This window comes from Bradyrhizobium sp. AT1, assembly GCF_001590795.1.
GTDB lineage: Bacteria > Pseudomonadota > Alphaproteobacteria > Rhizobiales > Xanthobacteraceae > Bradyrhizobium.
Genome location: NZ_JXDL01000001.1, coordinates 5245555 through 5270801 on the forward strand (window position 1 = coordinate 5245555; position 25247 = coordinate 5270801).

Annotated in this window: 18 protein-coding genes and 2 pseudogenes; 5 read left to right on the forward strand and 15 right to left on the reverse strand. The window is 65.7% G+C overall.

The features are described from left to right. Positions 1-63: 63 nt before the first annotated feature. Both SE92_RS24390 and SE92_RS24395 read right to left on the reverse strand, forming a co-directional pair. Entirely contained in the window at positions 64-1758 is a 1695-nt protein-coding gene (locus SE92_RS24390; protein WP_063203736.1) for an AMP-binding protein, read from the reverse strand. Positions 1759-1877: 119 nt separating this feature from the next. Beyond that, complete coding sequence (locus SE92_RS24395; protein ID WP_063199022.1) at positions 1878-3071, reverse strand: serine hydrolase domain-containing protein; 1194 nt, start codon at positions 3069-3071, stop codon at positions 1878-1880. 347 nt (positions 3072-3418) lie between these two features. On the opposite strand from SE92_RS24395, the gene SE92_RS24400 reads away from it, so the two are divergent. Both SE92_RS24400 and SE92_RS24405 read left to right on the forward strand, forming a co-directional pair. Then, complete coding sequence (locus SE92_RS24400) at positions 3419-3739, forward strand: hypothetical protein (RefSeq protein ID WP_063199025.1); 321 nt, start codon at positions 3419-3421, stop codon at positions 3737-3739. 121 nt (positions 3740-3860) lie between these two features. Then, positions 3861-5354, forward strand: coding sequence for an NAD-dependent succinate-semialdehyde dehydrogenase (locus SE92_RS24405; protein ID WP_063199027.1), 1494 nt, complete (start codon positions 3861-3863; stop codon positions 5352-5354). 53 nt (positions 5355-5407) lie between these two features. On the opposite strand, the gene SE92_RS35145 is transcribed toward SE92_RS24405, so the two are convergent. The 3 genes from SE92_RS35145 to SE92_RS24415 form a co-directional block, all read right to left on the reverse strand. Continuing rightward, positions 5408-5683 (reverse strand): hypothetical protein, encoded by a 276-nt coding sequence (locus SE92_RS35145; protein ID WP_084251882.1) that lies wholly within the window; start codon positions 5681-5683, stop codon positions 5408-5410. A gap of 110 nt (positions 5684-5793) precedes the next feature. Beyond that, a complete protein-coding gene (locus tag SE92_RS24410; RefSeq protein ID WP_063203737.1) occupies positions 5794-6708 on the reverse strand; it encodes a phosphoribosylaminoimidazolesuccinocarboxamide synthase in 915 nt (304 codons plus the stop codon). An 89-nt stretch (positions 6709-6797) separates the two neighbouring features. After that, positions 6798-7715, reverse strand: coding sequence for a pirin family protein (locus SE92_RS24415; RefSeq protein WP_063203738.1), 918 nt, complete (start codon positions 7713-7715; stop codon positions 6798-6800). Between the two features lie 316 nt (positions 7716-8031). Here SE92_RS24415 and SE92_RS24420 point away from each other — a divergent pair, with 316 nt between their 5' ends. After that, complete coding sequence (locus tag SE92_RS24420) at positions 8032-9093, forward strand: AraC family transcriptional regulator (RefSeq protein WP_063199029.1); 1062 nt, start codon at positions 8032-8034, stop codon at positions 9091-9093. Positions 9094-9236: 143 nt separating this feature from the next. Beyond that, complete coding sequence (locus tag SE92_RS24425) at positions 9237-10664, forward strand: serine hydrolase domain-containing protein (protein WP_063199033.1); 1428 nt, start codon at positions 9237-9239, stop codon at positions 10662-10664. A gap of 186 nt (positions 10665-10850) precedes the next feature. Here the strand turns inward: SE92_RS24425 and SE92_RS24430 are convergent, their stop codons facing one another. Further along, positions 10851-12218, reverse strand: a complete 1368-nt coding sequence (locus SE92_RS24430; protein WP_063199034.1) for an MmgE/PrpD family protein — start codon at positions 12216-12218, stop codon at positions 10851-10853. A gap of 118 nt (positions 12219-12336) precedes the next feature. Here SE92_RS24430 and SE92_RS24435 point away from each other — a divergent pair, with 118 nt between their 5' ends. After that, positions 12337-13452, forward strand: a complete 1116-nt coding sequence (locus tag SE92_RS24435) for an FUSC family protein (RefSeq protein WP_063203739.1) — start codon at positions 12337-12339, stop codon at positions 13450-13452. A 4-nt stretch (positions 13453-13456) separates the two neighbouring features. Here SE92_RS24435 and SE92_RS24440 read toward each other — a convergent pair whose 3' ends face one another. The 9 genes and pseudogenes from SE92_RS24440 to SE92_RS37200 form a co-directional block, all read right to left on the reverse strand. After that, positions 13457-14770, reverse strand: coding sequence for an SMI1/KNR4 family protein (locus SE92_RS24440; RefSeq protein WP_063199037.1), 1314 nt, complete (start codon positions 14768-14770; stop codon positions 13457-13459). Between the two features lie 140 nt (positions 14771-14910). Continuing rightward, the gene (locus SE92_RS24445; protein ID WP_063199040.1) at positions 14911-15561 is read right to left on the reverse strand and encodes a 2-hydroxychromene-2-carboxylate isomerase; all 651 of its coding nucleotides are present in this window, start codon (positions 15559-15561) and stop codon (positions 14911-14913) included. Beyond that, positions 15558-16045, reverse strand: a pseudogene (locus SE92_RS24450) (DUF2867 domain-containing protein). Before SE92_RS24450 ends, SE92_RS24445 begins: the two are co-directional and overlap by 4 nt. Next, positions 16042-17436, reverse strand: a complete 1395-nt coding sequence (locus SE92_RS24455; RefSeq protein WP_063199042.1) for an MATE family efflux transporter — start codon at positions 17434-17436, stop codon at positions 16042-16044. The pseudogene SE92_RS24450 and the gene SE92_RS24455 overlap by 4 nt, the downstream one beginning before the upstream one ends. A 208-nt stretch (positions 17437-17644) precedes the next feature. Beyond that, positions 17645-18940: a UDP-N-acetylglucosamine 1-carboxyvinyltransferase gene (gene murA / locus SE92_RS24460; RefSeq protein ID WP_063199045.1), complete on the reverse strand. Its 1296-nt coding sequence runs from the start codon at positions 18938-18940 to the stop codon at positions 17645-17647. Between the two features lie 140 nt (positions 18941-19080). Continuing rightward, a complete protein-coding gene (gene yidI, locus SE92_RS24465) occupies positions 19081-19548 on the reverse strand; it encodes an inner membrane protein YidI (protein ID WP_063199047.1) in 468 nt (155 codons plus the stop codon). Positions 19549-19816: 268 nt separating this feature from the next. Then, on the reverse strand, positions 19817-22252 hold the full coding sequence (gyrB, locus tag SE92_RS24470; RefSeq protein WP_063199050.1) for a DNA topoisomerase (ATP-hydrolyzing) subunit B: 2436 nt from the start codon (positions 22250-22252) through the stop codon (positions 19817-19819). Between the two features lie 288 nt (positions 22253-22540). Further along, on the reverse strand, positions 22541-24742 hold the full coding sequence (locus SE92_RS24475) for a hypothetical protein (protein WP_063199053.1): 2202 nt from the start codon (positions 24740-24742) through the stop codon (positions 22541-22543). A 155-nt stretch (positions 24743-24897) separates the two neighbouring features. Continuing rightward, a pseudogene (locus SE92_RS37200) lies at positions 24898-25247 on the reverse strand (hypothetical protein); the annotation flags it as partial.

The window sequence follows — 25247 nt, forward strand, 5'->3', positions numbered from 1 at the left end:
CCGGATTACGCTACGCTCCGTCCGGGCTACGAAACTGACGGTTTAAAGCGCGCCTCTCTCACCTCACGCCGTCTTCGCCGCCCTCAGCCCCAGCCGCTGTTCAACGGCGTCGCGCATCAAGAACTTCTGGATTTTCCCAGTCACCGTCATCGGGAATTCGTCGACGAACTCCACGTAGCGCGGGATCTTGTTGTGGGCGATCTGGCCGTCGCAGAAAGCGCGGACCTCCTCGGCCGTCAGCGTCTCGCCCGGCCTGACGCGGACCCAGGCGCAGAGCTCCTCGCCGTAGCGGGTGTCCGCGACGCCAAAGATCTGCACGTCCTGGATCTTGGGGTGACGGTACAAGAACTCCTCGATCTCGCGCGGGTAGAGGTTCTCGCCGCCGCGGATCACCAGATCCTTGATGCGGCCGACGATGTTGCAATAACCCTCGTCGTCGATGGTGGCGAGGTCGCCGGTGTGCATCCAGCCATTGGCGTCGAGCACGTCGGCGGTCTTTTCCGCCTCCTCCCAATAGCCCAGCATGACGCTGTAGCCGCGGGTGCAGAGCTCGCCGCGTTCGCCGCGCTTGACGATCCGCCCTTCGAGATCGACGACCTTGACCTCGACATGCGGGTGAATCCGTCCGACGGTGGACACGCGGCGCTCGAGCGGATCGTCGGTCGCGCTCTGGAAGCTGACCGGGCTGGTCTCGGTCATGCCGTAGGCGATGGTGACCTCACCCATGTTCATCTCGGTGTTGACGCGCTTCATCACTTCGATCGGGCAGGGCGCGCCGGCCATGATGCCGGTGCGCAATGACTTCAAATTGAAAGTCTTGAACTCGGGATGATCGAGCTCCGCGATGAACATGGTCGGCACGCCGTAGAGCGCGGTGCATTTCTCCTGCTCGATCGTACGCAGCGTCGCGAGCGGATCAAAGCCCTCGCCGGGAAAGACCATGGTCGTGCCTGTTGTGACCGAGGCGAGGTTGCCCATCACCATGCCGAAGCAATGGTAGAGCGGTACGGGAATGCAGATGCGGTCCTGCTCGGTCAGGCGCATGGCGCGCCCGGTGAAATAGCCGTTGTTGAGGATGTTGTGGTGGGTCAGCGTGACGCCCTTGGGCGATCCCGTGGTGCCGCTGGTGAACTGGATGTTGACGGGGTCGTCGAATTGCAGGTCCTCACCGAGCGCGGCAAGTTGCTGGCGATGCCGGTCGCCGCCCATGCGCGCGACCTCGTCGAAGGCAATCGTGCCGGCCGCGGCGGGGCCGCCGATCTGAATCACCATCCGCAAGGCCGGCAAGCGCGCCGCGTGCAACTGTCCGGGCTTCGAGCCTGCCAGCTCCGGCAACAACGTGTTGAGCATCTCCATGTAGTTGCTGGTCTTGAAGGCGGTGGCTGTGACGATCGCCGCGCAGCCGACCTTCTTCAGCGCAAACTCCAGCTCGCTGAGCCGGTAGGCGGGGTTGATCGTCACCAAAATGAGCCCGGCCTTGGCGGCGGCGAACTGGGTCAGCGTCCATTCCGGCCGGTTCAGCGACCAGATGCCGATCCGCTCCCCGCGCTCGAGCCCAAGCGCGAGAAAGCCTGCGGCGAGCGCGTCGACCCGCTCGGCGAACTCTTTCCAGGTCCATCTGACGCCGTGGCTGGGCGAGACCAGCGCCTCGCGTGTCCCCCAGCGCCGCACCGCGTGGTCGAGGCTGCGGCCGATGGTGTCGCCGAGCAGCGGCGTGTCCGAGATGCCGCAAACGTAGCTGTCCGCTTTATCCGCCAGGTCGCTCGCCAAGTTTGTCTCCTCAAAGTTGGTGCCTCGTGCCTGAAGCCGATGGCTTTGGGCACGAGGTTATCGATTGCTGCGAAGGCGCGCGACGTCGCGCACCTCATACTAAGTGGCTAGGCCGCCTTCTGTCCGCTTCCCGCATCGAGCCCGGCATAGACCCCGCGCTCGAAGCCTGCGAACGCCTCCAGGCATTTTGCGTCGGCGAACGGCAGGAGCTGCATCAGGATCACGCCGGTGACGTCGCGGGCCGGATCAATCCAGTAATAGGTGTTGGCGAGGCCCGCCCAGGCGAGGCTGCCGGCGCTGCGGCCCTCGGCAGTCTTTTGCGTGTTGATCATGAAGCTGAGGCCCCATTTCTTCACCTGCTCCGGATAGAGATCGACGTCGTTGGTGTACATCGGCGCCGCCGTCGTCATCTTGGTCATGTTGAGATCGCCCATCTGGTTCTGGCTCATCATGGCGATCGTGTCGGCTTTCAGGACCTGGTTGCCGTTGCCGCGGCCCTTGTTGAGGATCATCTGGGTGAACTTGATGTAGTCCGCCGCGGTCGAGTAGAGGCCGCCGCCGCCCATGTGGAATTCCGGCTCCTGCTCGAGCTCGAACGGGATCGCGGCGAGCTGGCCGTCCTCGCCGCGCGCATGCATGCCGACGAGGCGCTTGCGCATATTGTCGGTGATCTTGAAGGCCGTGTCGGTCATGCCGAGCGGATTGAACAGATTGTCGCGCAGGTAGGCGTCCAGCCGCTTGCCGCTGACCGCTTCCACCGCCTTGCCGACGAAATCGATGTTGGTGCCGTATTCCCAGCGCGTGCCGGGGTCGGTCATGACAGGCGTCTTCAGCGCCGCGTTCTGGCAGGTGGTGATGGCGGGAATGCCATTCTTGTCGAGATAGACGGCGAGATCGCCGTTCCACATGTTGTAGCAGAAGCCTGCGGTGTGGGTCATGAGCTGGCGCAGCGTGATCGGCCGCTTGGCCGGCCGCAGCTTGGCCTCGCCCTTGGCGTCGAAGCCTTCGAGCACCTGCGGGTTGGCGAGATCGGGCAATACCTCGCCGATCGGCGCGTCCAGCGACAGCTTGCCCTGCTCGACCAGCTGCATCGCGCCCGCCGATGTCACCGCCTTCGTCATCGAGGCGATCCAGAACACGCTGTCAGCGGTCATCGGATCGGGCTTGGACAGGTCGCGCTTGCCGAATGCGCCCTGATACAGCACGTCGTTACCGCTGGCGGCGATCGCGACCACGCCGGGAATCTCCTTGGCATCGCTCTTCTGGCGCAGAATCTCGTCGATCTCAGCTTTGCTTTGCATGCGTGTTTCCTCCGGTTTGATTATTGTTGGAAGCGATCGATTGTCCTCCGGCACGCCGCGCGCGGCAAGCGTGTCCAGATGCCCGCTGCGGTCGCGATGTCGTGACTTGACGGTCCGTGCCCCACGCAGGACGACAGGTGGGCTGAACGGCAACACTCCGTCACAATCTGCGGTGGATGGCCGCACGTCGCAGTGACCGTGGATGGGCTCTGGCGATATGTTTCACCTGTTTGAAAGCACTTGAAACATTTTGTGCGTTGCGGCGTTTCAGCACGCGGCCGATCGGCCGCCGACGTTAAGACTTGATGCAAATTGGCGGCTGCTGACCGGCCGCGAGGGGACCTCAAATGATTTCGACCTGGAGCGAATGGAAGCGCTATCCCCGTCCCGGACGGGGCGAGAATTTGGAGGCGCCGATTTCGCCTGGCATCTACGAGGTGCGGATCGCCGGGACCGGCGCACTCTATTCGTTCGGCGCGGTGGACAATCTGGCGCAGTCGCTGGCGCTGCTGCCGGTCGGCTCGAAGAACTGGTTCGGTCGCCGCGACGCATCCGACGCGCCCGATCTGGAATATCGGACCTGCGCGACCTCCTCGAAGGCCGACGCCAAGGCCGCCGCCGAGCGCATGATCGGCCGGCGTGAGACCTATATGAGCGGCGCGGCCTGAGGCCGCTCCCAGCCGAACTCCCATCAGCTGTGCGTTGCGAGGCGGTGCATTGGGCCCCGCTTGCCCCTATATTCCGGGCCAATCCGATCGCCCCAAGTTTGATTGCCTCAGGGAGTACGCCATGACACCGACCGCCGCCGCACGCGCCCCGCAAGCCACCGCCACCCTGCGCGACCGATTGAAGGACCCTTCGCTGCTGAAGGAGGCTTGCTATATCGACGGCGCCTGGGTCGGCACCCCGGTCTTCGCGGTGAACAATCCCGCGACCGGCGTCGAGCTGGCAAAAGTTCCGCAGCTCGGCGCGGACGAGACCACCAAGGCGGTCGAAGCCGCCGAGCGCGCCTTTCCGGGCTGGGCCAAGCACACCGCCAAGCAGCGCTCCAACATCCTGCGCAAATGGTTCGAGCTGATCATCGCCAACCGCGAGGATCTTGCGCTCATCCTCACCTCCGAGCAGGGCAAGCCGCTCACCGAGGCGCTGGGCGAGGTCGACATCGGCGCTGCCTATATCGAGTTCTTCGCCGAGGAAGCCAGGCGCGTCTATGGCGAGACCATTCCGACGCAGCGGCCCGACGCCCGTCTGCTCGCGATCAAGCAGCCGATCGGCGTCTGCGGCGCGATCACGCCGTGGAATTTCCCGAACTCGATGATCACGCGGAAAGTCTCGCCGGCGCTGGCCGCCGGCTGCACCGTGGTGCTCAAGCCCGCCAACGAAACGCCGCTGTCGGCGCTGGCGTTGGCCGTGCTCGCCGAGAAGGCCGGCATCCCCAAGGGCGTGCTCAACATCATCACCGGTGACGCGCCGCCGATCGGCAAGGTGCTGTGCGAGCATCCGGCGGTGCGCTTCGTCGGCTTCACCGGCTCGACCGCGGTCGGCAAGATCCTCTACCAGCAGGCCTCCGTCGGCGTGAAGCGGCTCGGCCTGGAGCTCGGCGGCAATGCGCCCTTCGTGGTGTTCGACGACGCCGACATCGACGCTGCGGTCGAGGGCGCCATCGTCTCGAAATATCGCAACATGGGCCAGACCTGCGTCTGCGCCAACCGGCTCTACGCCCAGGACAAGATCTACGACGAGTTCGTGCAGAAGCTCTCGAAGAAAGTTGCCGCGATGAAGATCGGCGATGGTACCGAGAGCGGCGTCACGCAGGGCCCGCTGATCAACATGAAGGCGGTCGACAAGGTCGAGCGCCATATCGCGGATGCCGTCAAGCGCGGCGCCAAGGTCGTGACCGGCGGCAAGCGCAGCGAGCTCGGCCGCTCGTTCTTCGAGCCCACGGTGCTCGCCGACGTCAAGGCGGACTCGCTGGTGGCGCAGGAGGAGACCTTTGGCCCGCTTGCGCCGGTGATCCGCTTCAAGGACGAGGCCGACGTCATCGCCATGTGCAACGCCTCGCCGTTCGGCCTCGCCTCCTACTTCTACTCCCGCGATCTCGGCCGCGTCTGGCGTGTCGCCGAGGCGCTGGAATCAGGCATGGTCGGCGTCAACACCGGCCTCATCACCACCGAAGTCGCACCCTTCGGCGGGGTCAAGGAAAGCGGCCTCGGCCGCGAAGGCTCGCGTCACGGCATGGAAGAATATGTCGAGATCAAATACGTGATGATGGCGGGGGTGTAACCCGACGATCGACGATGCGCGCCGGCGATTTGAGTTCGCCGGCGCGAATGGCGTCAGCGGCAGACGTAGGCGCCGTTCACATAGACGCGGACGCACGCTGCGCCAGCAGCTGCCGCACCCGCAGCCGCGCCCCCAACGACCGCGCGTCGCGTGGTTCGACGGGCGACGCCGGCAACGCTCACGGGGGTTAACGGCCGGCCGACTCTGGCTTCAGCGCTGGGAACGCCGAACGCGATGCCGGCGTCGTTCGACCAGTTGGTCGAGCCAAAAATTCCGCAGCCCAGCGCGGCTGCAAAAAGTAACGTTCGCTTCGTGCCGACCAGCTTCATGGCAATCTCCCTCGTTGTCGTACCAATCCGAGGTGATCAGCTTTCTTTGATCGTGGGCTCCCGGCTTGATCTGGATCAATGAGTCGAGATCGCGCGGCAGCAACGGCGCGCTAGATCTTCAGCTCATTCCCCGTCACGCGCCGATACGCTTCCAGATACCGCTTGCTGGTCGCATCCACCACGCTCGCCGGCAGCGGCGGCGGCGGGGCGTCGCCATTCCAACGGCCGGCGCGGCGCTCGACGTCGAGATAGTCGCGCAAGGGCTGCTTGTCGAAGCTCGCTTGCGGCTGGCCGGGCTTGTAGGCGTCGACCGCCCAGAAGCGCGAGGAATCCGGCGTCATCACCTCGTCGATCAGGATGATGCGTCCGTCCTTGTCGCGGCCGAATTCGAACTTGGTGTCGGCGATGATGATGCCCTGCTCGCGGGCAAGCTCCTCGCCGAGCGTGTAGATCGCGCGCGTCATGCTTTCCAGCGTGTAGGCGGTCTCGTCGCCGACCACTTCGCGCATCTTCGCGATGGTGATGTTCTCGTCATGGCCGGTCTCGGCCTTGGTGGCCGGGCTGAAGATCGAAGGCTCCAGCTTCTCGCTTTCGACGAGACCGGCTTTGAGCTTCTCGCCCGCCAGCGTGCCGCTGGCCGCGTATTCCTTCCACGCCGAGCCCGAGAGATAGCCGCGGATCACGCATTCGATCGGGAACACGGTGGTGCGCTTGCACAGCATGGCGCGGCCGAGGATCTCGGCCCGGTGGGCTCTAAGCGCCGGCACGGCGGCGATGATCTCGTCGGTGTCGGCACTGATCATGTGATGCGGCACCACGCCTTCGAGCTCGTTGAACCAGAACGCGCTGATCTGGGTCAGCACCGCGCCCTTCATCGGGATGGTCTCGCCCATCACCACGTCGAAGGCGCTGATGCGGTCGGTGGTGACCAGCAGCAGGCGATCGTCGTCGACGGCGTAGATGTCGCGCACCTTGCCGCGTCCGATCTTGGTCAGGGGCAGGTCGCTGGAGAGCATGGTGGTCATCGACAAGGCTTTCGCAGACAAGGCTTTCGCAGACATGGCTTTCAGGGCGTCCGGCCGCGCCTGACGGCATGGCCGGACACCGCATTAGCCTATTCCGGCAGCGGAATGAACTCGTGTTCCTGCGGAACTGCGGCGAAGCGGCCGGTTTTCCAGTCCTGCTTGGCCTGCTCGATCCGCTCCTTGCTGGAGGACACGAAATTCCACCAGACATGGCGCGGGCCCTCCAGTGCATCGCCGCCGAGAAACATCATCCGCGTGGGCTTGAGCGCCTTCACGGTGATGCGGTCGCCGGGGCGGAAGATCAGGAGACGCGGCCCCTCATAGCGCTCGTTCGCGATCTCGACCTCGCCTTCCACCACGTAAATCGCGCGCTCCTCATGATCGGGGTCGAGGGGCACGCTCGCGCCCTGGGCTGCCGTGACCTCGGTGTAGAACCAGGGCGACACCATCGACACGGGCGAGGTGATGCCGAAGGTGGCGCCCGCGATCACCCGCGCGGTGAAATCGCGCTCGGAGATCATCGGCAGTTCGTCGGCCGCGTAGTGCTGAAACGACGGCGCGATCTCCTCCGATCCCGCAGGCAGCGCGATCCAGCTCTGCAGGCCCAGCATCTTCTGGCCCGAGGCCCGCTGCGCATCCGGCGTGCGCTCGGAATGCGCGATGCCGCGCCCGGCGGTCATCAGGTTCATCGCGCCGGGCGCGATCTCCTGGACGTTGCCCTCGCTGTCGCGATGCATGATCGCGCCGTCGAACAGATAGGTGACGGTGGCGAGCCCGATATGCGGATGCGGCCGCACGTCCATGCCCTTGCCGGAAACGAACTGCACCGGTCCGAAATGATCGAAGAAGATGAACGGCCCGACCATCTGCCGCTTGCCATGCGGCAGCGCGCGCCGCACCGCGAATCCATCGCCGAGATCACGCGTGCGCGGCACGATGACGAGGTCGAGCGCATCGCAGGACATGGGATCGCCGAGCACGGGATCGTTCGAGGGTTGCCAGCTCATGGTGAACTCCTTATTCGCTTTCTTGAGCTTCATCGTAGCAGGATTTGGTATTGGCGTCGCGACAAAGGCCGGGGCCGGACATCGTGCGGGCGGCGCCACATGCTCCGCTGTCATTCCCCGCGAAAGCGGGGAATCCAGTACGCCGCAGCCTATCCGTTCAATCGCTGCCGTCTCGGCGTACTGGATCGCCCGGTCAAGCCGGGCGATGACAGCGACGGATGAGGCGCGACTGACCCCTTGCGTGGATCGTCCTTGAAAAAGCCGGCGCAACCAACGATGTTCGGCTGCCTTTAACCGCGACCGTTCGCCTCAGCCGATGACCCTTGCCGCAACCGAGCTCGCTTTCCGCGCTGCCAGCGTCGCGCTGCTGCTGGTGCTGGCGGCGTCATTGGTCGCCGATTTCCGCAATGTGCTGGCGGGGCGGCTTGGTGCGGCGCTCGCACTGGGCCTGGCCGCGCATGCGGTGAGCTATTCGGTGGGTGTCACGTCGCGGATCCCGGCGTCGCATGCGCCGCTGGTCGCACTGTCGACCGGCAACATCGTGGTGTTCTGGCTGTTCACGCGCGCGCTGTTCGACGACGAGTTTCGCCTCCGCTGGTGGCACGGATGGGTCTGGGCGCTGGTGACGGCGTTCAGCTTCGCAGGCTGCGTCTGGATTGCGCCAAGCGGCCACGTGCGCTTCTCGGTGACGGTGGTCAATTTGATCGTGCTCGGTTTCATCGCGCTTGCGATCGGACAGACGGTCGCCTCGTGGCCGGCCGATCTGGTCGAGCGCCGCCGCCGCGTTCGCGTCTTCATCGTTTGTGCCGGCGCGCTCTATGGCGGAGTGAATGCGGTGCTTCAGATCTCCGTCGCGGGGTCCCGCGTCGTCGACGCCGCCGATGCGATCAATGCTGGCGTGCTCGCCTGCATCGTCGCGGCCATCGCCTATGCCATGATGCGCGTCGATGCCAGCGATCTGTTTCCGCTCGAAGCGAAGTCCGCGCCGGCGGTCGTCTTCTCGCCGCAAGCCAGTGAGGACGCCGCCGATCAAAAGCTGATCGACGCCCTGATGCGGCTGATGGCGGACGAGCGGGTCTATCGCCAGGAGAATATCACCATCGGCGTGCTCGCTGGCCGGCTGAAGATTCCGGAATACCGGCTGCGCCGCCTGATCAATCAGCGGCTCGGCTACCGCAACTTCAATGTGTTCCTGAACAACCACCGGATCGAGGAAGCCAAGGCCGCGCTGGCCGATCCCGCCCAGGCCGAGGTGCCCGTCATCACCATCGCCATGGATGCCGGGTTTCAGTCGCTGGGACCGTTCAATCGCGCCTTCAAGGCGGTCACGGGCGTGACGCCGACGGAGTACCGGCGGCTCAAGGTGAACACGGCCTAGATTTCAAGTTGCTGCAATCATTGCAATATTTCGGAATCGATCAGCCCGTCCCGACTTCAACCAGGTCATTTTCCAAATCCGGCGAGCCTCGCTCCGTCCGTTCCGGCTTCCTCCCGGCCTACGCCCCCGTCAGGAGAAAGCCAGTGCCCCGCCGCCGCCAGATCGTCCTCCTCACTGCCACCATCACCTGTGCCGGCCTCGCGCTCGGCGCGGCGCGCGCGCGCGATGTGCCCAAGGTCGCCACCGGCTTCGTCGCCGACATCCTGTGTTCAGAGACCTTCGTCTCCGGCCTCGATCCGCAGCGCAACTTTGCCGAGACCACCGACGCCATGCCAGGCACGGGCCTGATCACCTGGGCGATGGACACCCGGGTCGACCGCGTCCGGAGGGACGTTACGGTGACGCTGTTCGGCCTCGGCCGCAGCCATGCCGTCTATCGCGAGGGGCTCGGCTGCTCGCTCGACCATGGCGCGCCGCTCGCCGATGTACAGGTGCCTGCGGAGGAAGGGCAGCCGGCGCTGCTGCCGGAGATCGCCGGCCCTGCGATCGTGGCGCCGCAGAGCGAGGAGCTTGCTTCCGCGCTCGACCGCGCCTTCGCCGAGCCCGCCCAGCCGCCTTATCGGCGGACCCGTGCCGTCGTCGTCATGAAATCCGGCCGCGTCATCGCCGAGCGTTATGCCGATGGGATCGGACCGCAGACGCCGCTGCTCGGCTTCTCCATGACGAAATCCGTGGTGTCCGCCCTGATCGGCGTGCTCGTGCGTCAGGGCAAGCTGAAGCTCGACGGACCCGCGCCGGTCGCGGCCTGGAAAAGCCCTGATGATCCGCGCCATGCCATCACCGTCGATCAGCTGCTGCGCCACACTGCAGGGCTTGCCCTCGGGAGCTCCCTCGAGGCCTCGCTCGGCTCAGCCTTCGAGCCGGTCAACCGGATGAAGTTCATGGAAGCGGACATGGCCGCCTATGCCGAGACCATCCCGCTCGAGACCGCGCCTGGCGCCGCCTGGAATTACCACGACGGCAACATCCTCATTCTCTCGCACCTGATCCGCAATGCGACCGGCGGCACGCCCGAAGCTGCGCTGCGCTTCGCGCGCCGTGACTTGCTGGGGCCCCTCGGCATGCGCCACGTCACGCTGCAGCTCGACGGCTCCGGCACGATCGAAGGCTCGAGCGAAATGCTGGCGTCCGCGCGCGACTGGGCGCGCTTCGGCCAGCTCTATCTCAATGACGGCGTCGCCGGCGGCAAACGCATCCTGCCGGAGGGGTGGGTGAACTACACGGCCTCGCCCACGCCGAATGCGTGGGTCGGCATCGGCGCCGGCTTCTGGACCAACCAGGGCGACAGCTTTGGTGCGAAATTTCGCGTGCAGCACGGCTGGCCGCGCGATGCGTTCTTCGCCAAGGGCACCATCGGGCAATACACCATCGTGATCCCCTCGGAGAAGCTGGTGATCGTCCGCCTCGGCCGCTCGCCGAACGCCCCGCCGCAAGCGGACGGCGTGTTCGATCTCGTGCGCGACGTCGTGGCGGCGCTGCGGGAGAAAGGGAAGCTGGCGGGGGTGGATTGAGAGGTGCGTGGTGCCGCTTCTTCTTCCTTCTCCCCTTGTGGGAGAAGGTGGCGCGAAGCGCCGGATGAGGGGTCTCTATCCGCGTACTCAAATGAGAGTCGGGTCGCGGAGAGATACCCCTCACCCGTCTCGCCGCTGCGCGGCGAGCCACCCCCTCCCACAAGGGAGAGGGAAAAAACGACGCACTTACCGTCCCAGCTCCGTCGCCTTGGCCACGCGATCGAACCGCTCCAGCGTCATGATCGCATCCGCAAACTTCTCCGCGCGCGCGTTCAGCACCGGGCGCGCCAGCGTCAGAAACTTCTGCTGCATCGCCTGCACATCCGGGAACGAATTCGGCTCCCCGGAGGGATCGGCATAGAGCCGCTCGTGCACGCCGTCATCCGTCGTGATGCTGACGCGCGCGCCAAAGGGATGCGTGCGGCCGATCTCGAGCCGGTCGTCCTGCACCACGTCGAACTTGTCGGCGAGCGCGTCGATGGCGGCATCGCCGAGGCGGTTGTAATCGTCCCAGCCGAACGAGCCCTGGTCGAGCGCGAGCGCGCCGGTGAAGAACATCGAGAACTGGCCGCCGACGATCGAGGTCGGATGCCGCTTGGTGGCGGCATCGCCGGTCAAGGTGATGCCGTTGCGATGCAGGCCGATCTCGACGCGCTTGACCTGGTCGGGCGTCAGATTGTGCTCGCGCCGCATCGCGATCAGCGCGTCGATGGCGGCGTGGGTGTAGCGGCAGCTCGGATAGGGCTTCACGCCGATCTTCATGGTCTCATAGGTCTTGCCCAGCTCGGCGACCGCCTTGGCCGGATGCGCATCGTCGGTGTAGCCGGCGAGCAGGCCGTGCTTGCCTTCGACCGATTCCGTCGCGCCGACGAAATCGTTGCGCGCCAGCGTTGCGGCGATCACGCCGTTCATCGCGGCGGCGCCGACCTGGTAGCGCTTGTTCCAGGCGCCGTTGACCAGGAATTGCAGCGAGCCTGCGGCTTGGCTGCCGGAGACACCAAAGGCGGAGATGAGTTGCTGCTCGGACAGGCCGAACAACTTGCCGGCGGCCGCGGCGGCGCCATAGGTGCCGGCGGTCGCGGTGGGATGGAAGCCGCGCGCATAATGCGAGGTCGGGTCGAGCGCATTACCGAGCCGGCAGCAAACCTCGTAACCGGCGACGATTGCGGTCAGCACGTCGCGGCCGGAAGCGCCGACCATCTCGCCGACGGCGAAGGCGGCGGGAACCACCGGCGCGCTCGGATGCAGCGAGGAATCGGCGTGGGTGTCGTCGAAATCGAGGGAATGGCCGAGCGCGCCGTTGAGCAGCGCGGCCACGGCCGGCGTCCAGGTCTTGCTGTCGCCGAACACGGTGGAGTCGCCCTTGGTGTCCAGCGCCAGCGCTTCCAGCATTTTCAGCATCGACGGGGTCGATTCCGCCTCGCGCCGCGCCCGGATGGCGCTGCCGAGGAAGTCCAGCGTGAGCACTTTTGCGCGATCCAGCACCTCCGCCGGAATATCCCCGTACTTCAGATGGACGACATAGGCGGCGAGCGTTGCAGTTTCGTGGGCCATCGTGTTTCCTCGTTTTGGCGCGCAAATTAGGCGGGCTGAATTGGCCTTTCAAGCGGCCTTGCGGCCGCGGGCATCAGCCATGCTTCTGCTCGGCCTCAAGAGGATCGGGACGTCAACGATGGCATTCGCAGGACGGGCGTGGGAGCGGATCAGGTCGCGGCGGACGCAACTGGGGCTCGCGATCCGGGTCACGGTCGCCGCGACCGCGGCCTATGCGCTCGCCACCGCGCTGCATCTGCTGTTGCCGCTCTGGGCGGTGCTGACCTCGCTGATCGTGACCCAGATGAGCGTCGGTCGCTCGCTGAAGGCGACGCGCGACTACATGCTCGGCACCATCGGCGGCGCGATCTATGGCGGCGCCATCGCGATCCTGATTCCCTATTCCAGCGAAGCCGGGCTGCTGGGATTGCTGGTCCTCTCGGTCGCCCCGCTCGCCTTCATCGCCGCGATCAATCCGAGCCTCAGCGCGGCCACGGTGACCGCCGTGATCGTGCTGCTGGTTCCGACCATGCATCATTCCGATCCCATGACCTCGGCGATCGACCGGGTCAGCGAGGTCGCGGTCGGTGCGATCACGGGGTTGCTGGTCTCCTTCCTGGTGCTGCCCTCGCGCGCGGTGCGACAGATTCGTGCTGCTGCGGCACAATTGCTCGAGCTGATCGCGGATGCCTTCACGGAATTGCTCGCCGGCCTCACGCGCGGCCGCGACAACGACGCGCTGCACCGGATCCAGGACGGCATCGGCACCGCGATGGTGGGCATGAATGCCATCGGCGCGGAGGCCGAACGCGAGCGCGCCGCCCGCCTGTCGAGCGGGCCCGACACCGGCCCGCTGCTGCGCACCGTGCTGCGGCTGCGCCATGATGTGGTGATGATCGGCCGCGCCACCGTGGTGCCGCTGCCGGTCGAGGTGCAGATGCGGCTCGCCGCGCCCCTGACGGAGGTGTCCACCGTCATCGCGCGTTTCCTGCGCTCGGCGGCGGCCGCCTTGCGCGAAGGCGCAGGAGCGCCGCCGATCCATCCCGTTCACGTCGCGCTCCAGCACTATGCCGAGGCGGTCGCGTCCGTCCGGCAGGACGGACTGATCCGCGGCCATCCCGGCGATACCGCCGAGCGCTTCTTCGCGCTCGGCTTCTCGCTGGAGCAGATGCACCAGAATCTTTGCGACCTCGACCGTGTCGTCGGCGAATGGTCGGAGGCGGCGAGCAGCAAGTCGGCGCGTGTGGCGGAGTAATTTTCTAGAGATCGAAGAACGCGAGCTGGGTCGGATCGCGCCGCGCGATGCCGTCGGTCAGCGCCTTCAATGCGGCGTCGAAAGATGGCTGCTGCTGCTCCAGCTCCCACGCGCCGTCATGGTCCCATTGAAAGCATTGGCCGAAGCGTTCGCCGGGCTCGACGTGGAGCAGCAGGCAGCGGCTGAGCTGCGACGGCTCGGCAACCGGCACGAGATGCTTCAGCGACACCCCGTACTCCTTGCGGAAATAGGTGCAGGCTTCCTCGACCTCGTCATCGGAATAGGCGATGAAGCCAAGGAGATTGTGAAGCTGCTTGGCCAGGTCATCGGGCGCATAGAAACGAAGCTCCGAGGATGATTCGGGCAGCCGCACCAATAGTTCGGTCTCGCCGCGCTTCAGCAGGAATTTGCGATAATCATCGGGCAGCCGGACACCGAGCGCCTGCTCCGCGGCCGTGATATCCGCTTCGCTCGCCGGCGTGCCTTGCTTCCAGCGCCAGCCCTTCTTGGATGTTCCCGCCTTGCGTCGCGCTACGTATTCGGCATAGCCGGGAAGCGCCATGATCTCCTCGTAGCCGCCAAACCGCGACCATTGATAGGCATCGTTAAAGGCCTCTTCCTGCCGCTCGGGGAAGTAGCCGCAGAGCAGCTCGGCGCGCTTGATGATGCGATCCTGGCTAGGCGCGATCTTGCACAGATGCTCGATCGTCTTCAGCGCGGCGTCGGGATTCCCGGCCTCGAGTTGGGCGTCGCTCAGCAATTCCAGAATGCGTCCTTCGAGATCGCCCTCGTAGATCGACCACGCGTAGTGCGGCTGTCCGGCAGTGCGCCGCGCCAGCAGCGTGTCGCGCGCCTGTTCGGCAAGGCGCGCGGTCTCTGCCGCATCGACTCCGGCAGAGCGGCTGCGACGCGCGGCATGCCAGAGGTACAACGGCTCATGCTCGGCCGGAGTGCTCCTGAGTGCCTCGAGCTGCGTTGCCTGTTCGGCCATCGGCGCGGCGAGCGCCAGGATCATCAGTTCGTCCAGGCCCTTCTGCCAGTCCGGCTTGGCGGGTGGATCGGGCGGCAGGTCGCGCAACGTATAGTCGGTGTGGACGGTCTCGACATAACCGGCCGCGACGAGATCGGCGACGTGACGGCGGAAGGCCGCGGCCGCGTCGGCAATGCCGGAGAATGTCTTGCGCAGGAATTCATCCGCGTCGGGATCGCCCTTCCAGTTCATGTGAACGCCGATCACCATGGGCTCGCTGCCGGGGATCAGCATCAATTCGCGATCGTCGTCGCCGGGTACGCGATGGAAGAATTTTGCCAGGTGCATTCGACCTCCGAACGCGCCGCCGGTATCGGGCGCCACGTCTCAGTCGCGCGCTCGGAAAGATCGGTTCATGGTTCGCGGAAGCGCTTGTCAGCGAGGCGGTGTACTGTCGCGCGCGTCAGAAGACGTTGCAGAACGCGACACTAGCGTCGCGCCAGGCCCTTGCCCTGCATGCGCCAGACCAAGAGATCGATGCGGTCCTGGCCGAAGAACGGCTCGTTCTCGAACACGAAGGTCGGCACGCCCCAATGGCCTGAGGCGGCGTGGTCCTTCTCGTTTTCCGCGATCACCTGCTCGTAGCGATCCGGATCCTTGGCGATCGCGGCGTCCATCGCGGCAAGATCGAAGCCGGCCTTCGCGGCGGCGCGCGCGAGGTGATCGCCTTCGTTCCAGCCCGAGACAGAGCCGTCCCACAGCACGCGGGCGATTGCGTCGGTGAAGGCGAGCGAGCGTCCTTCGAGCTGCGCCATCGCGCCCAGCCGGGTCAGGCGGTGGATGTAGGGTTGCTCGGCCGCGACATCGAAATTCGTCTTGTCCTGCACGATCGGATCGGGCCTCGGAAAACGGAACGGAATGCCCTCGTGCTGTGCGACGCGCGTGCTGTCGAGCACCACATAGCGAATGAAGTTCGGACTGGCCTTCTTGAAGAAGCCGGGCACGCGCACCGCGAGCGGATAGACCGGCCGCAGGTTCACGGCGAGATCGTAGTCCGCGACGAGCTTCAGCGTCTTGGGCAGCGCCAGATAGCTGAAGGGGCTGCGGAAGGAGAAGAACAGGTCGACGGACAGCGTCATTGGGCCCGCTCCACGATCCTCCCCATCATGCCGCGGGCCACGAGCTTGTGGAACGGTGTGATGAGCATGAGGTAGGTCCGACCGAGCAAATTGTTCGTTTTCACCAGAGTGGTCAGGGTGACCTCGCGGCTCGCTGCATCCCCGGCCACGTCGACGACAATGCGAAAATCGAGGTGAGAATCATTGAAGCCGGCGATCAGCCGCTCCGGCGTCTCGCTCAGCACTGGAAACAGGCCGATCAGGCCGCCGGGCGCATTGGCGCCTTACCCGATGTCTTCAGCCCGAACGGCGTCACGAGAATGTTGCGAAGGCGCGTCAGCGCACTGACCCAGCGCGGCCCGTTCAAGACCATCCTCGTGCAGGCCTCGCGGGCGTCGACTGCCGCCGCGCCGATCTCGACGCTGAACGCGTCGGCGAACTGCGCGCCAGATAGCACCGCGCCGGTGTCGACCTTGGGGATGACTTCGCGAACTTGTCCGGTCATCCCGCCAATCTGCGCGTCAGCATCCCGAAACGCAAGATCAGCAACCCGGCATAGACGAACGTCCCGACCGAAAACCCGACCCAGACCCCGACCGCGCCGAGCCCGGCGTTGAACGCCAGCACCCAGGCGATCGGAAAAGCGATGCCCCAATAGCCGATCGCCGCGAACAGCAGCGTCATTCGGGTGTCGTTGATGCCGCGCAGCGCGCCGCCCATGATGGTCTGCAGGCCGTCGGCGATGAAGAAGGTCGCGCCGACCAGCAGCAGCGTCGCGGTCAGCTCGACCGTGGCCGCGCTGTCGGCGCCGCTGCCGAAGAACAGCTGGCCCAGCCGGTAGCGGCCGAGGATGATCGCGATGGTCAGGGCGGAAACCAATGCGACGCCGAGCACGGCTGCGGCCAGCCCAGCGCGCCTCACGGCGGCCGGATCGCCGCGGCCGAAGGCGTGGCCGACTCGCACCGTCGCCGCCATGCCGATGCCGAGCGGCACCATGAACAGCACGGCGGTGACCTGAAGCGCGATCTGGTGGGCCGCGATCGCGCTGGTCGAGATCAATCCCATCAGCAGTGCCGCCGAAGAGAACAGGCCATATTCCAGTAGCAAAGAAAACGAGATCGGCGCGCCGATCGCGATCAGCTGACGCATCAGCGGCCAGTCGATCCGCCACAGCCGGGCGAGCGGGCGATAGTCCGAAAACGGCTTGCGCAGTCCTGCGATGGCGAGCACCGCGACGAAGGTGCCGAGGTTGACCATCGTGGTCGCAAGTCCCGCGCCGAACAGGCCGAGCTCCGGCAGGCCGAACAGGCCGTGGATCAGGGCATAGACCAGCGCGGCATTGACCGGGATCGCCGCGAGCGTGATCCACAGCGGCGGCTGCGGCCGGTTCACCGCGCTCATCATGCTGCGCACCGCGATGAAGCCGAGCGCCGGCGCGATGCCCCAGGCGAGGCCGTTGAGATAGCGCTGCGCCAGCGCGGCCGGCTGCGGCATCTGACCCAGGGCGAGCAGGATCTGCTCGCCATAGAGCGGCGAGGCCATCATCGGCAGCGAGATGAGAAGCGCGGCCCACAGCCCGACGCGTAAGGAACGGCGGATGCGCCTGACGTCGCCGGCGCCGAAGGCCTGCGCCGCCAGCGGCGACACCGCCGACATCAGTCCGAGCCCGAAGGTGAAGCTGACGAAATACACCGTATGTGCCAGTGCGGCTGCTGCGACCGCACTCTCGCCGAGATGACCGATCATCGCCAGATCGGTCGTGATCATCGCGATCTGCCCGAGCTGCGTCAGCATCATCGGCACGGCCAGCCGCAGCGTCTCGACGAACTCTTGCGCGAGATGGTTTTGCGGCACGCCGGCTTGCGGCTGCGCATGATGTTCAACGCTGTCGAGCATGGCGGGTGCTTAGCACGGGGGAGATGCCAAATACATGGCTCGTATTTTCCCTCTCCCCTTCTGGGAGAGGGTGGCTCGCCGCGATAGCGGCGAGACGGGTGAGGGGTATCTGTCCGCGAATCCAACTCTCATTCGAGAGGCTGAGAGAACCCCTCATCCGGCGCTGCGCGCCACCTTCTCCCACAAGGGGAGAAGGAAGAAGACCGCCTCAGCCCTTCCGCTCGGGCACGCGCTTGATCTTCGCGCCGAGCGCGTTGAGGCGCTCCTCGATGCGCTCGTAACCGCGTTCGATCTGGTCGGCGTTGTTGATGGTCGAGGTGCCCTGGGCGCATACGGCCGCGAGCAGCATCGCCATGCCGGCGCGGATGTCGGGTGAGGTCATGGTTGCGCCGTGCAGGCGGCTGGGACCGGCGATGATCGCGCGGTGCGGATCGCACAGCACGATGCGCGCGCCCATCGCGATCAGCTTGTCGACGAAGAACATCCGGGACTCGAACATCTTCTCGAACATCAGGATCACGCCCTCGCACTGCGTGGCGGTGACGATCGCGATCGACATCAGATCGGCCGGGAAGGCCGGCCAGGGCTGGTCTTCCAGTTTCGGCACGTGGCCGCCGAAATCGTCCTGGATCTTCAATGTTTGATTGGACGGCACGATGAGATCGTCGCCCTCGACGCGGCAGACGATGCCGAGCCGCTCGAAGCCCATGCGGATCGAGCGCAGATGCTCGACGCCGGCGCGCGTGATGCGCAAGGGAGAGCGCGTCACCGCGGCGAGCCCGATCAGCGAGCCGACCTCGATGTGGTCGGGCTGGATCCGATAGGTCGCTTCCCCCAGCGTCGCCGGACCGTGCACGACCATGGTGTTGGTGCCGATGCCTTCGATTCTGGCGCCGAGCGCGACCAGGAAATTGGCAAGGTCCTGCACATGCGGCTCGGAGGCCGCGTTGCGCAAATAGGTGACGCCGTCGGCGGCGACCGCCGCCACCAGCGCGTTCTCGGTCGCGGTGACGCTGGGCTCGTCGAGGAACACGTCGGCGCCGGCCAGCTTGGGCGCGCGGAATTCGAGCCGGTCGGTCGCGGTGACCTTGGCGCCGAGTTGCTCCAGCGCCAGCACATGGGTGTCGAGGCGGCGGCGGCCGATGACGTCGCCGCCGGGCGGCGGCAGCATCACTTCGCCGCAGCGCGCGAGCAGGGGGCCCGCCAGCAGGATCGAGGCGCGGATCCGCACGCACAGCTCGGGGTCGAGGTCGGCGGCGCGGATGCTCTTGGCGTGGATGTGAAGCGTGTTGCGGGCGGTCCATTCCGCGGACGCGCCGACCGAGCGGATCAGCTCGACCAGCGTCTCGGTGTCACGGATCCGCGGCACGTTCTCCAGCGTCACCGGATGCGAGGTGAGCAGGGCGGCGGCGATGATCGGCAGCGCCGAATTCTTGTTGCCGGACGGCTCGATCGAGCCCGAGAGCCGGTGACCGCCCTCGACGATGTACTGGATGGGCGCCACGTCGGTTTTCTCCGTCCTGTTGCGGTGGGGCGGGCTGCTTCGGAGGCGGAAACTACCGAGAATTGAGCAGGGTAGCAATTCTGCACTTGTTGCGGCGAAAGCCGCCGATTGGCCCTGAACGGGCCCGCTGGCACAGGCGTTTAGAACAGACCGATGATATTGGCCACCACATAAAGGATCACGATCAGCATCAAGACGCCCATGGCGAGGAACGAGATTTCGACGGCAATGGCGCCGGCCCCAAGCGCGGCCGCGACGCCCGCCAGGAGCCTCTCCTCGCGAAACACGAGGGCAAGGACCGAAAACAGGATGGCGAGCAGGCCGAGCGAGATCGCGCCGATCGAGGACGCCTCCCTCAATTGGCTTCCGGTCGACTTCTCTCGCGGCGGCGCCTGATATTCGACGCCCTTGACGCGTGCGATCAGGCGATCCTTGAGGCGATGACCGGTGTCGACAATCACCTTGTCCGCCGGCGGTGGCGGGTAGATCGCGGGAATGACCCAGTGCGGCAACACCGCCGCGATCAGCGCCAGCAAACCGACGATGCTACCGATCACGCCGAGACGGCGGGAGGGGAGAGCGGAACCGGTGGCTGCAGAGGCGGTCATGACACGATAATTCCCGGCCGGTACTGGCCTTGGGTTCATGCCGTTTCGTCGCGATGACGGCGAGTGAGGTTCAGTCGAGGTGTCTCCGCGAAGGCGGTGCGCTCCCTCCCCCGCTCGCGGGGGAAGGCTGGGGAGAGGGTGCCTCCGCAATGGGATAATCCCCGAGAGGAGAAAGCCCCCACCCGGCGCTTCGCGCCGACCTCCCCCGCAAGCGGGAGAGGTTGCAGCGAGCCTCTGACAGGCAGCTCGAAACCCAATGCCAACGGCCTCAGATGTCGATCGTCGCGCTCAGCGAATGTTCCTGGATGAAGTCGCGGCGCGGCTCGACCACGTCGCCCATCAGCTTGGTGAAGATGTCGTCGGCCTCGTCGACCTCCTTGACCTTCACCTGCAGCAGCGAGCGTGCGTCGGTATCCAGCGTCGTCTCCCACAGCTGTTCCGGGTTCATCTCGCCGAGCCCTTTGTAGCGCTGAAGCGTGATGCCCTTGCGGCCAGCGTCGGTCACGGCGTCGAACAGATCGACCGGGCCGTAGACCATGTGCTCGACGTCCTTTCGCCGCAGCCTGCCGGGGCGGACATACACGTCCTGGAGCTTCACCGTGTACTCGTCGAGCTTGCGCGCCTCGACCGAGCCCAGGAAGGCGTCGTCGATAATGGCGGCGTCCTTGACGCCGCGCACCGTGCGCTCGAACTGGAAGCCCTGGCCTTCGACATATTGCCCGACCCAGCCGCGCTCGACTTCCTCGGAGAGAGTGTCCAGGCGCCCGGCGATATATTGCGCGGCCGCGGCGGCCTTCTCGGGGTCGCCGTAGATCGCCTTGTTGAGCACGCCGGTAATGGCAGCCTGCTCGATCACCTTGCGATTGTAGCGGTTGTGCAGGTTGCGCAGGATGCCGCGGACGATACGAGCGTCATCCACCAGCGAACGCAAATCGCGGCCGGTGCGATCGCCGCCGGTGCCGGGAATGTAGACGCAGTCGTCGAGCCCGGTGTCGATCAGATAGTCTTCCAGCGCCCGCTCGTCTTTCAGGTATTGCTCGGACTTGCCTCTGCTAACCTTATAGAGCGGCGGCTGTGCAATGTAGAGATAGCCGCCATCGATGATCTCGCGCATCTGGCGGTAGAAGAAGGTCAGCAGCAGCGTGCGGATGTGGGCGCCGTCGACGTCGGCGTCCGTCATCACGATGATCTTGTGATAGCGCAGCTTCTCGATCGAAAACTCGTCGCCGATGCTCGTTCCGAGCGCGGTGATCAGCGTGCCGATCTGCTCGCTGCCCAGCATCTTGTCGGGACGAACGCGTTCGACGTTGAGGATCTTGCCGCGCAGCGGCAAGACGGCCTGGAATTCGCGGTTGCGGCCCTGCTTGGCGCTGCCGCCTGCCGAGTCACCCTCGACGATGAAGAGTTCGGATTTGGCCGGATCCTTTTCCTGGCAGTCGGCGAGCTTGCCGGGCAGCGAGGAGACCGAGAGCGGGCTCTTGCGCGTCAGCTCGCGCGCTTTTCGCGCGGCTTCGCGCGCCGCTGCCGCCTGGATCACCTTGCCGACGATCATCTTGGCTTCGGTGGGATGCTCCTCGAACCAGGCCTGCAGCGCCTCGTTGAGCACGTTCTCCACCACGGGACGCACTTCCGAGGACACCAGCTTGTCCTTGGTCTGCGACGAAAATTTCGGATCGGGCACCTTCACCGACAGCACGGCAGTGAGGCCTTCGCGGCAGTCGTCGCCTGTCAGCGCGATCTTTTCCTTCTTCGCGTTGGCCTCGGCATAGCCGTTGACCTGGCGCGTCAGCGCGCCGCGGAAGCCGGCCAGATGGGTGCCGCCGTCACGCTGCGGGATGTTGTTGGTGAAGCACAGCACGTTCTCGTGGTAGCTGTCGTTCCACCACAAAGCCGCCTCGACGCCGATGCCGTTGGCTTCCGCGCGCACCATGATCGGCGCCGGCACGATCGCCTTCTTGTTGCGGTCGAGATATTTGACGAATTCCTCGACGCCGCCGGAATAGTGCATCTCCTCGCGCTTCTCGACCGCATGACGCATGTCGGAGAGGGCGATGTTGACGCCGGAATTGAGGAAGGCGAGCTCGCGCAGCCGATGCTCGAGCGTCGCGAAATCATATTCGATGTTCTTGAAGGTCTCGCCCGAGGCGAGGAACGTTACCTCGGTGCCGCGCTTGCCCGGCGCATCGCCGACGACCTTGAGCGGCGCCACGGCATCGCCATGGGCGAACTCGATATAGTGCTCCTTGTTGTCGCGCCAGATCCGCAAGCCGAGCTTGCTCGACAGCGCGTTGACGACGGAGACGCCGACGCCGTGAAGGCCGCCGGAAACCTTGTAGGAGTTCTGGTCGAACTTACCGCCGGCGTGGAGCTGGGTCATGATGACCTCGGCCGCCGAGATGCCTTCGCCCTTGTGGATGTCGACGGGAATGCCGCGGCCGTCGTCGCGCACGGTGACGGAATTGTCGGCGTTGAGCACGACGTCGACGCGCGTGGCGTGACCCGCCAGCGCTTCGTCGATCGCGTTGTCGACGACTTCGTAGACCATGTGGTGCAGGCCCGAACCGTCATCGGTGTCGCCGATATACATGCCGGGGCGCTTGCGAACGGCATCGAGACCCTTGAGCACGCGGATCGATTCCGCACCGTAATCGCTCGGATTGGAGGGCTCGTTTTCGGCAGCTTGCTGCCGAGCAGGTTCTGTCATGAGAGGCCTTCGAGATGTCGCCCGAATCAGCCGCGCAAAAGGCGCTGATTTGCGAGCTATTTGTGCCATGAAAGCGGGATTGCGCCTAGCGCAAAGTATGCTGCCGCAACCCTTTGAGGAGATAGGGTTTTTTGGTCGGTTTTCAAGGCGCGCGAGGGCCGATTTGAGGGCTCGAAAAAAGCGCGATTCGAAGGGGTGATCTGGGGTTTCGAAAGGCGTGGTTTTTGCGGGTCTGGGACCCTCTCCCGCAAGCAAGCAGGAGAGGGAGCGCAGCGGCCTCGCGGAAGCTCAATACATCTGCAGCGGCAGCACGTCGCCATTGGGCCCAACCAGCAGGCCCCAGGCATCGCCGGCGGCAACCGTGAGCGTGTCCGTGCGAGCGGGCTGCCCAGGCATGCGCAGCGCGTACTGATACTTGCCTGGCGCCAGATCGAGCATCGGGCCCTTCGGCGATTGCGGGCCGCCGGCGCCGGCCGCGATCTTCACGGTCTGATTGTTGATGGTCAGCGATGCCTCCTTCGGGCCCATGTTGCCGAGCACGACTCTGGCCTGTCCCGCTTTCGGCATGATGTCGGCCTTGGCCGCGGCCTGCGGATTCCGCTGCACCAGGCTGACGCTGGTTTCACCCCTGGCACGGCCGAGCTTCAAGCTGGCCGGTCCATCCGGCGAGGTGAATGCAAGCTCGGCCCGCTCGGCTGTCACGGCGGCGCCTTCGGCCTTTTCCTGCCAGCCGCGCTTGGTCAACTCGGCGCGGTAGAAGGCGAGCACGTCGGACAGCTCGGCGGGGATGCTGGCTTCGAGCTCCTTCCGGAACGATTGATCGCTGCCGGGGAATTTGGTCGAGCTGATCCCGCTCGATGAGCGCTGCGTCGGCACGGGCAGCGCGGAATCGGGATCGGCCGTGAGCGGCTCGGCCGATTTCGCCTGCACCGGCTTCGATTCAAGCGGCTTCGAGTCAACCGGCTTGGCTTCGGCCGATTTGGTCTCGACCGGCTTCGCCGTCGCCACGACCAGGCCCGATCCGTCGGCGCGGACGGTCACTTTCGGACCCATCTGCATCACGGTCATCGAGATCGACTTGCCACCCCTGGAGAACGCCATCATCGCCATGTTGGGCTGGTTGATGACGGAGGGCTGCTCCTTCCAGCCCGCGCTTTTGAGCGATGCGCGGTAGAAGGCGCCGAGCGCCTTCACGCTTGAGGCCGAGGAGAATTCCAGCCGGCCGTCGCTTCCTTCGAACTTCACGCCTTCGGCGTTTTCAGGCAGCGGCACCGGCGTCTTGCTGTCGGCGAGTGCATTCAGCGGCGCGTCCGACAGCGAGGCGGCCTGTGCTTTGCGCCTGGCCTCATCGGCAGCGATGAGCTGCTGAGCCGCACCCAGGGCGTCGCCGAGGAACCTGTCGTCGGCCTCCTTCTTCGCCTTGGCGCGGGTCGCAAGCGCCGATTCCTTCACCTGCACGGTCAGGCTGACCATGGTGAAATCGTATTCGCGGCCGAGCCGCAGCACGCCGGTTTCCTCCGCCGAAGAGATCCTGATCGCGACCTCGTCGCCGGGGGCGAGCGGTGCGTTGCCATCCTCGCGCCAGCCACGCGCGGCGAGCTCGCGATGATAGAAGGCGCGCACGGCGGGCAGCTCGGCCATCGCGGCGGCGCTGATCTCGCGCTTGTTGGAGCTTGCGCTGCCAAGGCCCCGCGCCGATTTGGTCGGCTTGGGCCGTGGCAGCCCGGCCATGTCATCGTCAGCTTCGAGCTCTTGGGGCAGCGCAAACGGCGCCACCTTGATCTCGACATTGGTGCGGCCGTCGTCGCGACGCGTCAGCGTCAGCATCACCGGCTTCTGGTACATATGCGTCGTGTCGCGATCGGGGTGGTCGTAGAACGCGCGCACGCCGTTTGGGACGGTCTCGCCGAGATCGGCGTTCGGCCAGCGCGATGCCGTTTCGGGCGTGAGCTTGCGCCATCCCATCGCCGCCATGTCCTTCGTAAAGAACTCCGCGGTAGCCTCGAGCGCGCTGGGCGCGATGCAGCCGAGATAGGGGCGGGTCTCGTCGAACACGAGATCGGCCGCGCCGTCCGGAAACGGCACGTTCGCATAGATCCGGTTCGGCGTGTAAAAGACGGCGGATTGATCGGAGCGCCCGCGCGTCTGCGTGAAGGAGACGCGCAGCCCCTGCCGTCCCTTCTTGAAGGTCAGCGCGGCGCTCTTCTCGTCCAGCGGATACACATAGGGCACCCAGCCGTCGGCGCTCAGCAGCTTCTTCGTGGCGTCCGATGCGGCCGCAGGCGCGGCTGGTACGGTGTAGATCACGCGATAGGTGTCGGGGTGAGAGGTATCTTCAACCGAGCCATCCAGCCGCGGCAGGGTATGGACGTCGACAAAGCTTTCGTCAGCCGCGCTCACCGGATGCGAGGTGCTCACCATCGCGAGAATGCCGCAGGCAAGCAGCAGCCGTCTTGCCGGGACTTGCGCCCCGCGCCGGATCATCGGCATCGTCAAACTCCTGGATATCGCGCCGGTCGTCATGGCCTCGCGCATCGGCGGGCTGCGGCGTCGTCGGCGCGCGGCCTCAGACGTGAAGTCGCGACGGGAACCGGAGAGGTTCAACAGGCGCGTCCGGCCGGCCAGGGCCCGGACAGGGCAGAGCCTCAATACAGCTGCAGCGGCGGCCAGGCGTCACCATCGCGCCCGACCGTGAGCTCCCAGGTATCCCCGGCCGCGACCGTGAGGATGTTCGCGGTGGCCGGATGACCTGGCACGCCCAGCCTGTAGGGATATTTGCCGGGAACGAGGTCCAGCGCGACCGCGTTCGCGCCGGCCGGGCGTGGGATGGTCTGCTCGTTGATCTCGAGCACGGCTTCCTTCTCGCCGATATTGCTGAACACCAGTTTCGCCTGGCCGGCTTCGGGCAGGACGTTCGCCCGGCTCGCCGCCTCGGCGTTCTTCTGCACGAGATGGATCGCAGTGCTGCTGTCCTTGCGGGAGAGCTCCAGTGCGG

Bases quoted from the DNA above. Each gene is read 5' to 3' on its own strand.
- SE92_RS24475 (WP_063199053.1), bottom strand. From the start codon at position 24,742: ATGCCGATGATCCGGCGCGGGGCGCAAGTCCCGGCAAGACGGCTGCTG.
- SE92_RS35145 (WP_084251882.1), bottom strand. From the start codon at position 5,683: ATGAAGCTGGTCGGCACGAAGCGAACGTTACTTTTTGCAGCCGCGCTG.
- yidI (WP_063199047.1), bottom strand. From the start codon at position 19,548: ATGACCGCCTCTGCAGCCACCGGTTCCGCTCTCCCCTCCCGCCGTCTC.
- SE92_RS24405 (WP_063199027.1), top strand. From the start codon at position 3,861: ATGACACCGACCGCCGCCGCACGCGCCCCGCAAGCCACCGCCACCCTG.
- SE92_RS24445 (WP_063199040.1), bottom strand. From the start codon at position 15,561: ATGACGCTGTCCGTCGACCTGTTCTTCTCCTTCCGCAGCCCCTTCAGC.
- SE92_RS24420 (WP_063199029.1), top strand. From the start codon at position 8,032: ATGACCCTTGCCGCAACCGAGCTCGCTTTCCGCGCTGCCAGCGTCGCG.
- SE92_RS24415 (WP_063203738.1), bottom strand. From the start codon at position 7,715: ATGAGCTGGCAACCCTCGAACGATCCCGTGCTCGGCGATCCCATGTCC.
- gyrB (WP_063199050.1), bottom strand. From the start codon at position 22,252: ATGACAGAACCTGCTCGGCAGCAAGCTGCCGAAAACGAGCCCTCCAAT.
- SE92_RS24455 (WP_063199042.1), bottom strand. From the start codon at position 17,436: ATGCTCGACAGCGTTGAACATCATGCGCAGCCGCAAGCCGGCGTGCCG.
- SE92_RS24395 (WP_063199022.1), bottom strand. From the start codon at position 3,071: ATGCAAAGCAAAGCTGAGATCGACGAGATTCTGCGCCAGAAGAGCGAT.
- SE92_RS24440 (WP_063199037.1), bottom strand. From the start codon at position 14,770: ATGCACCTGGCAAAATTCTTCCATCGCGTACCCGGCGACGACGATCGC.
- SE92_RS24435 (WP_063203739.1), top strand. From the start codon at position 12,337: ATGGCATTCGCAGGACGGGCGTGGGAGCGGATCAGGTCGCGGCGGACG.
- SE92_RS24400 (WP_063199025.1), top strand. From the start codon at position 3,419: ATGATTTCGACCTGGAGCGAATGGAAGCGCTATCCCCGTCCCGGACGG.
- SE92_RS24410 (WP_063203737.1), bottom strand. From the start codon at position 6,708: ATGACCACCATGCTCTCCAGCGACCTGCCCCTGACCAAGATCGGACGC.
- SE92_RS24430 (WP_063199034.1), bottom strand. From the start codon at position 12,218: ATGGCCCACGAAACTGCAACGCTCGCCGCCTATGTCGTCCATCTGAAG.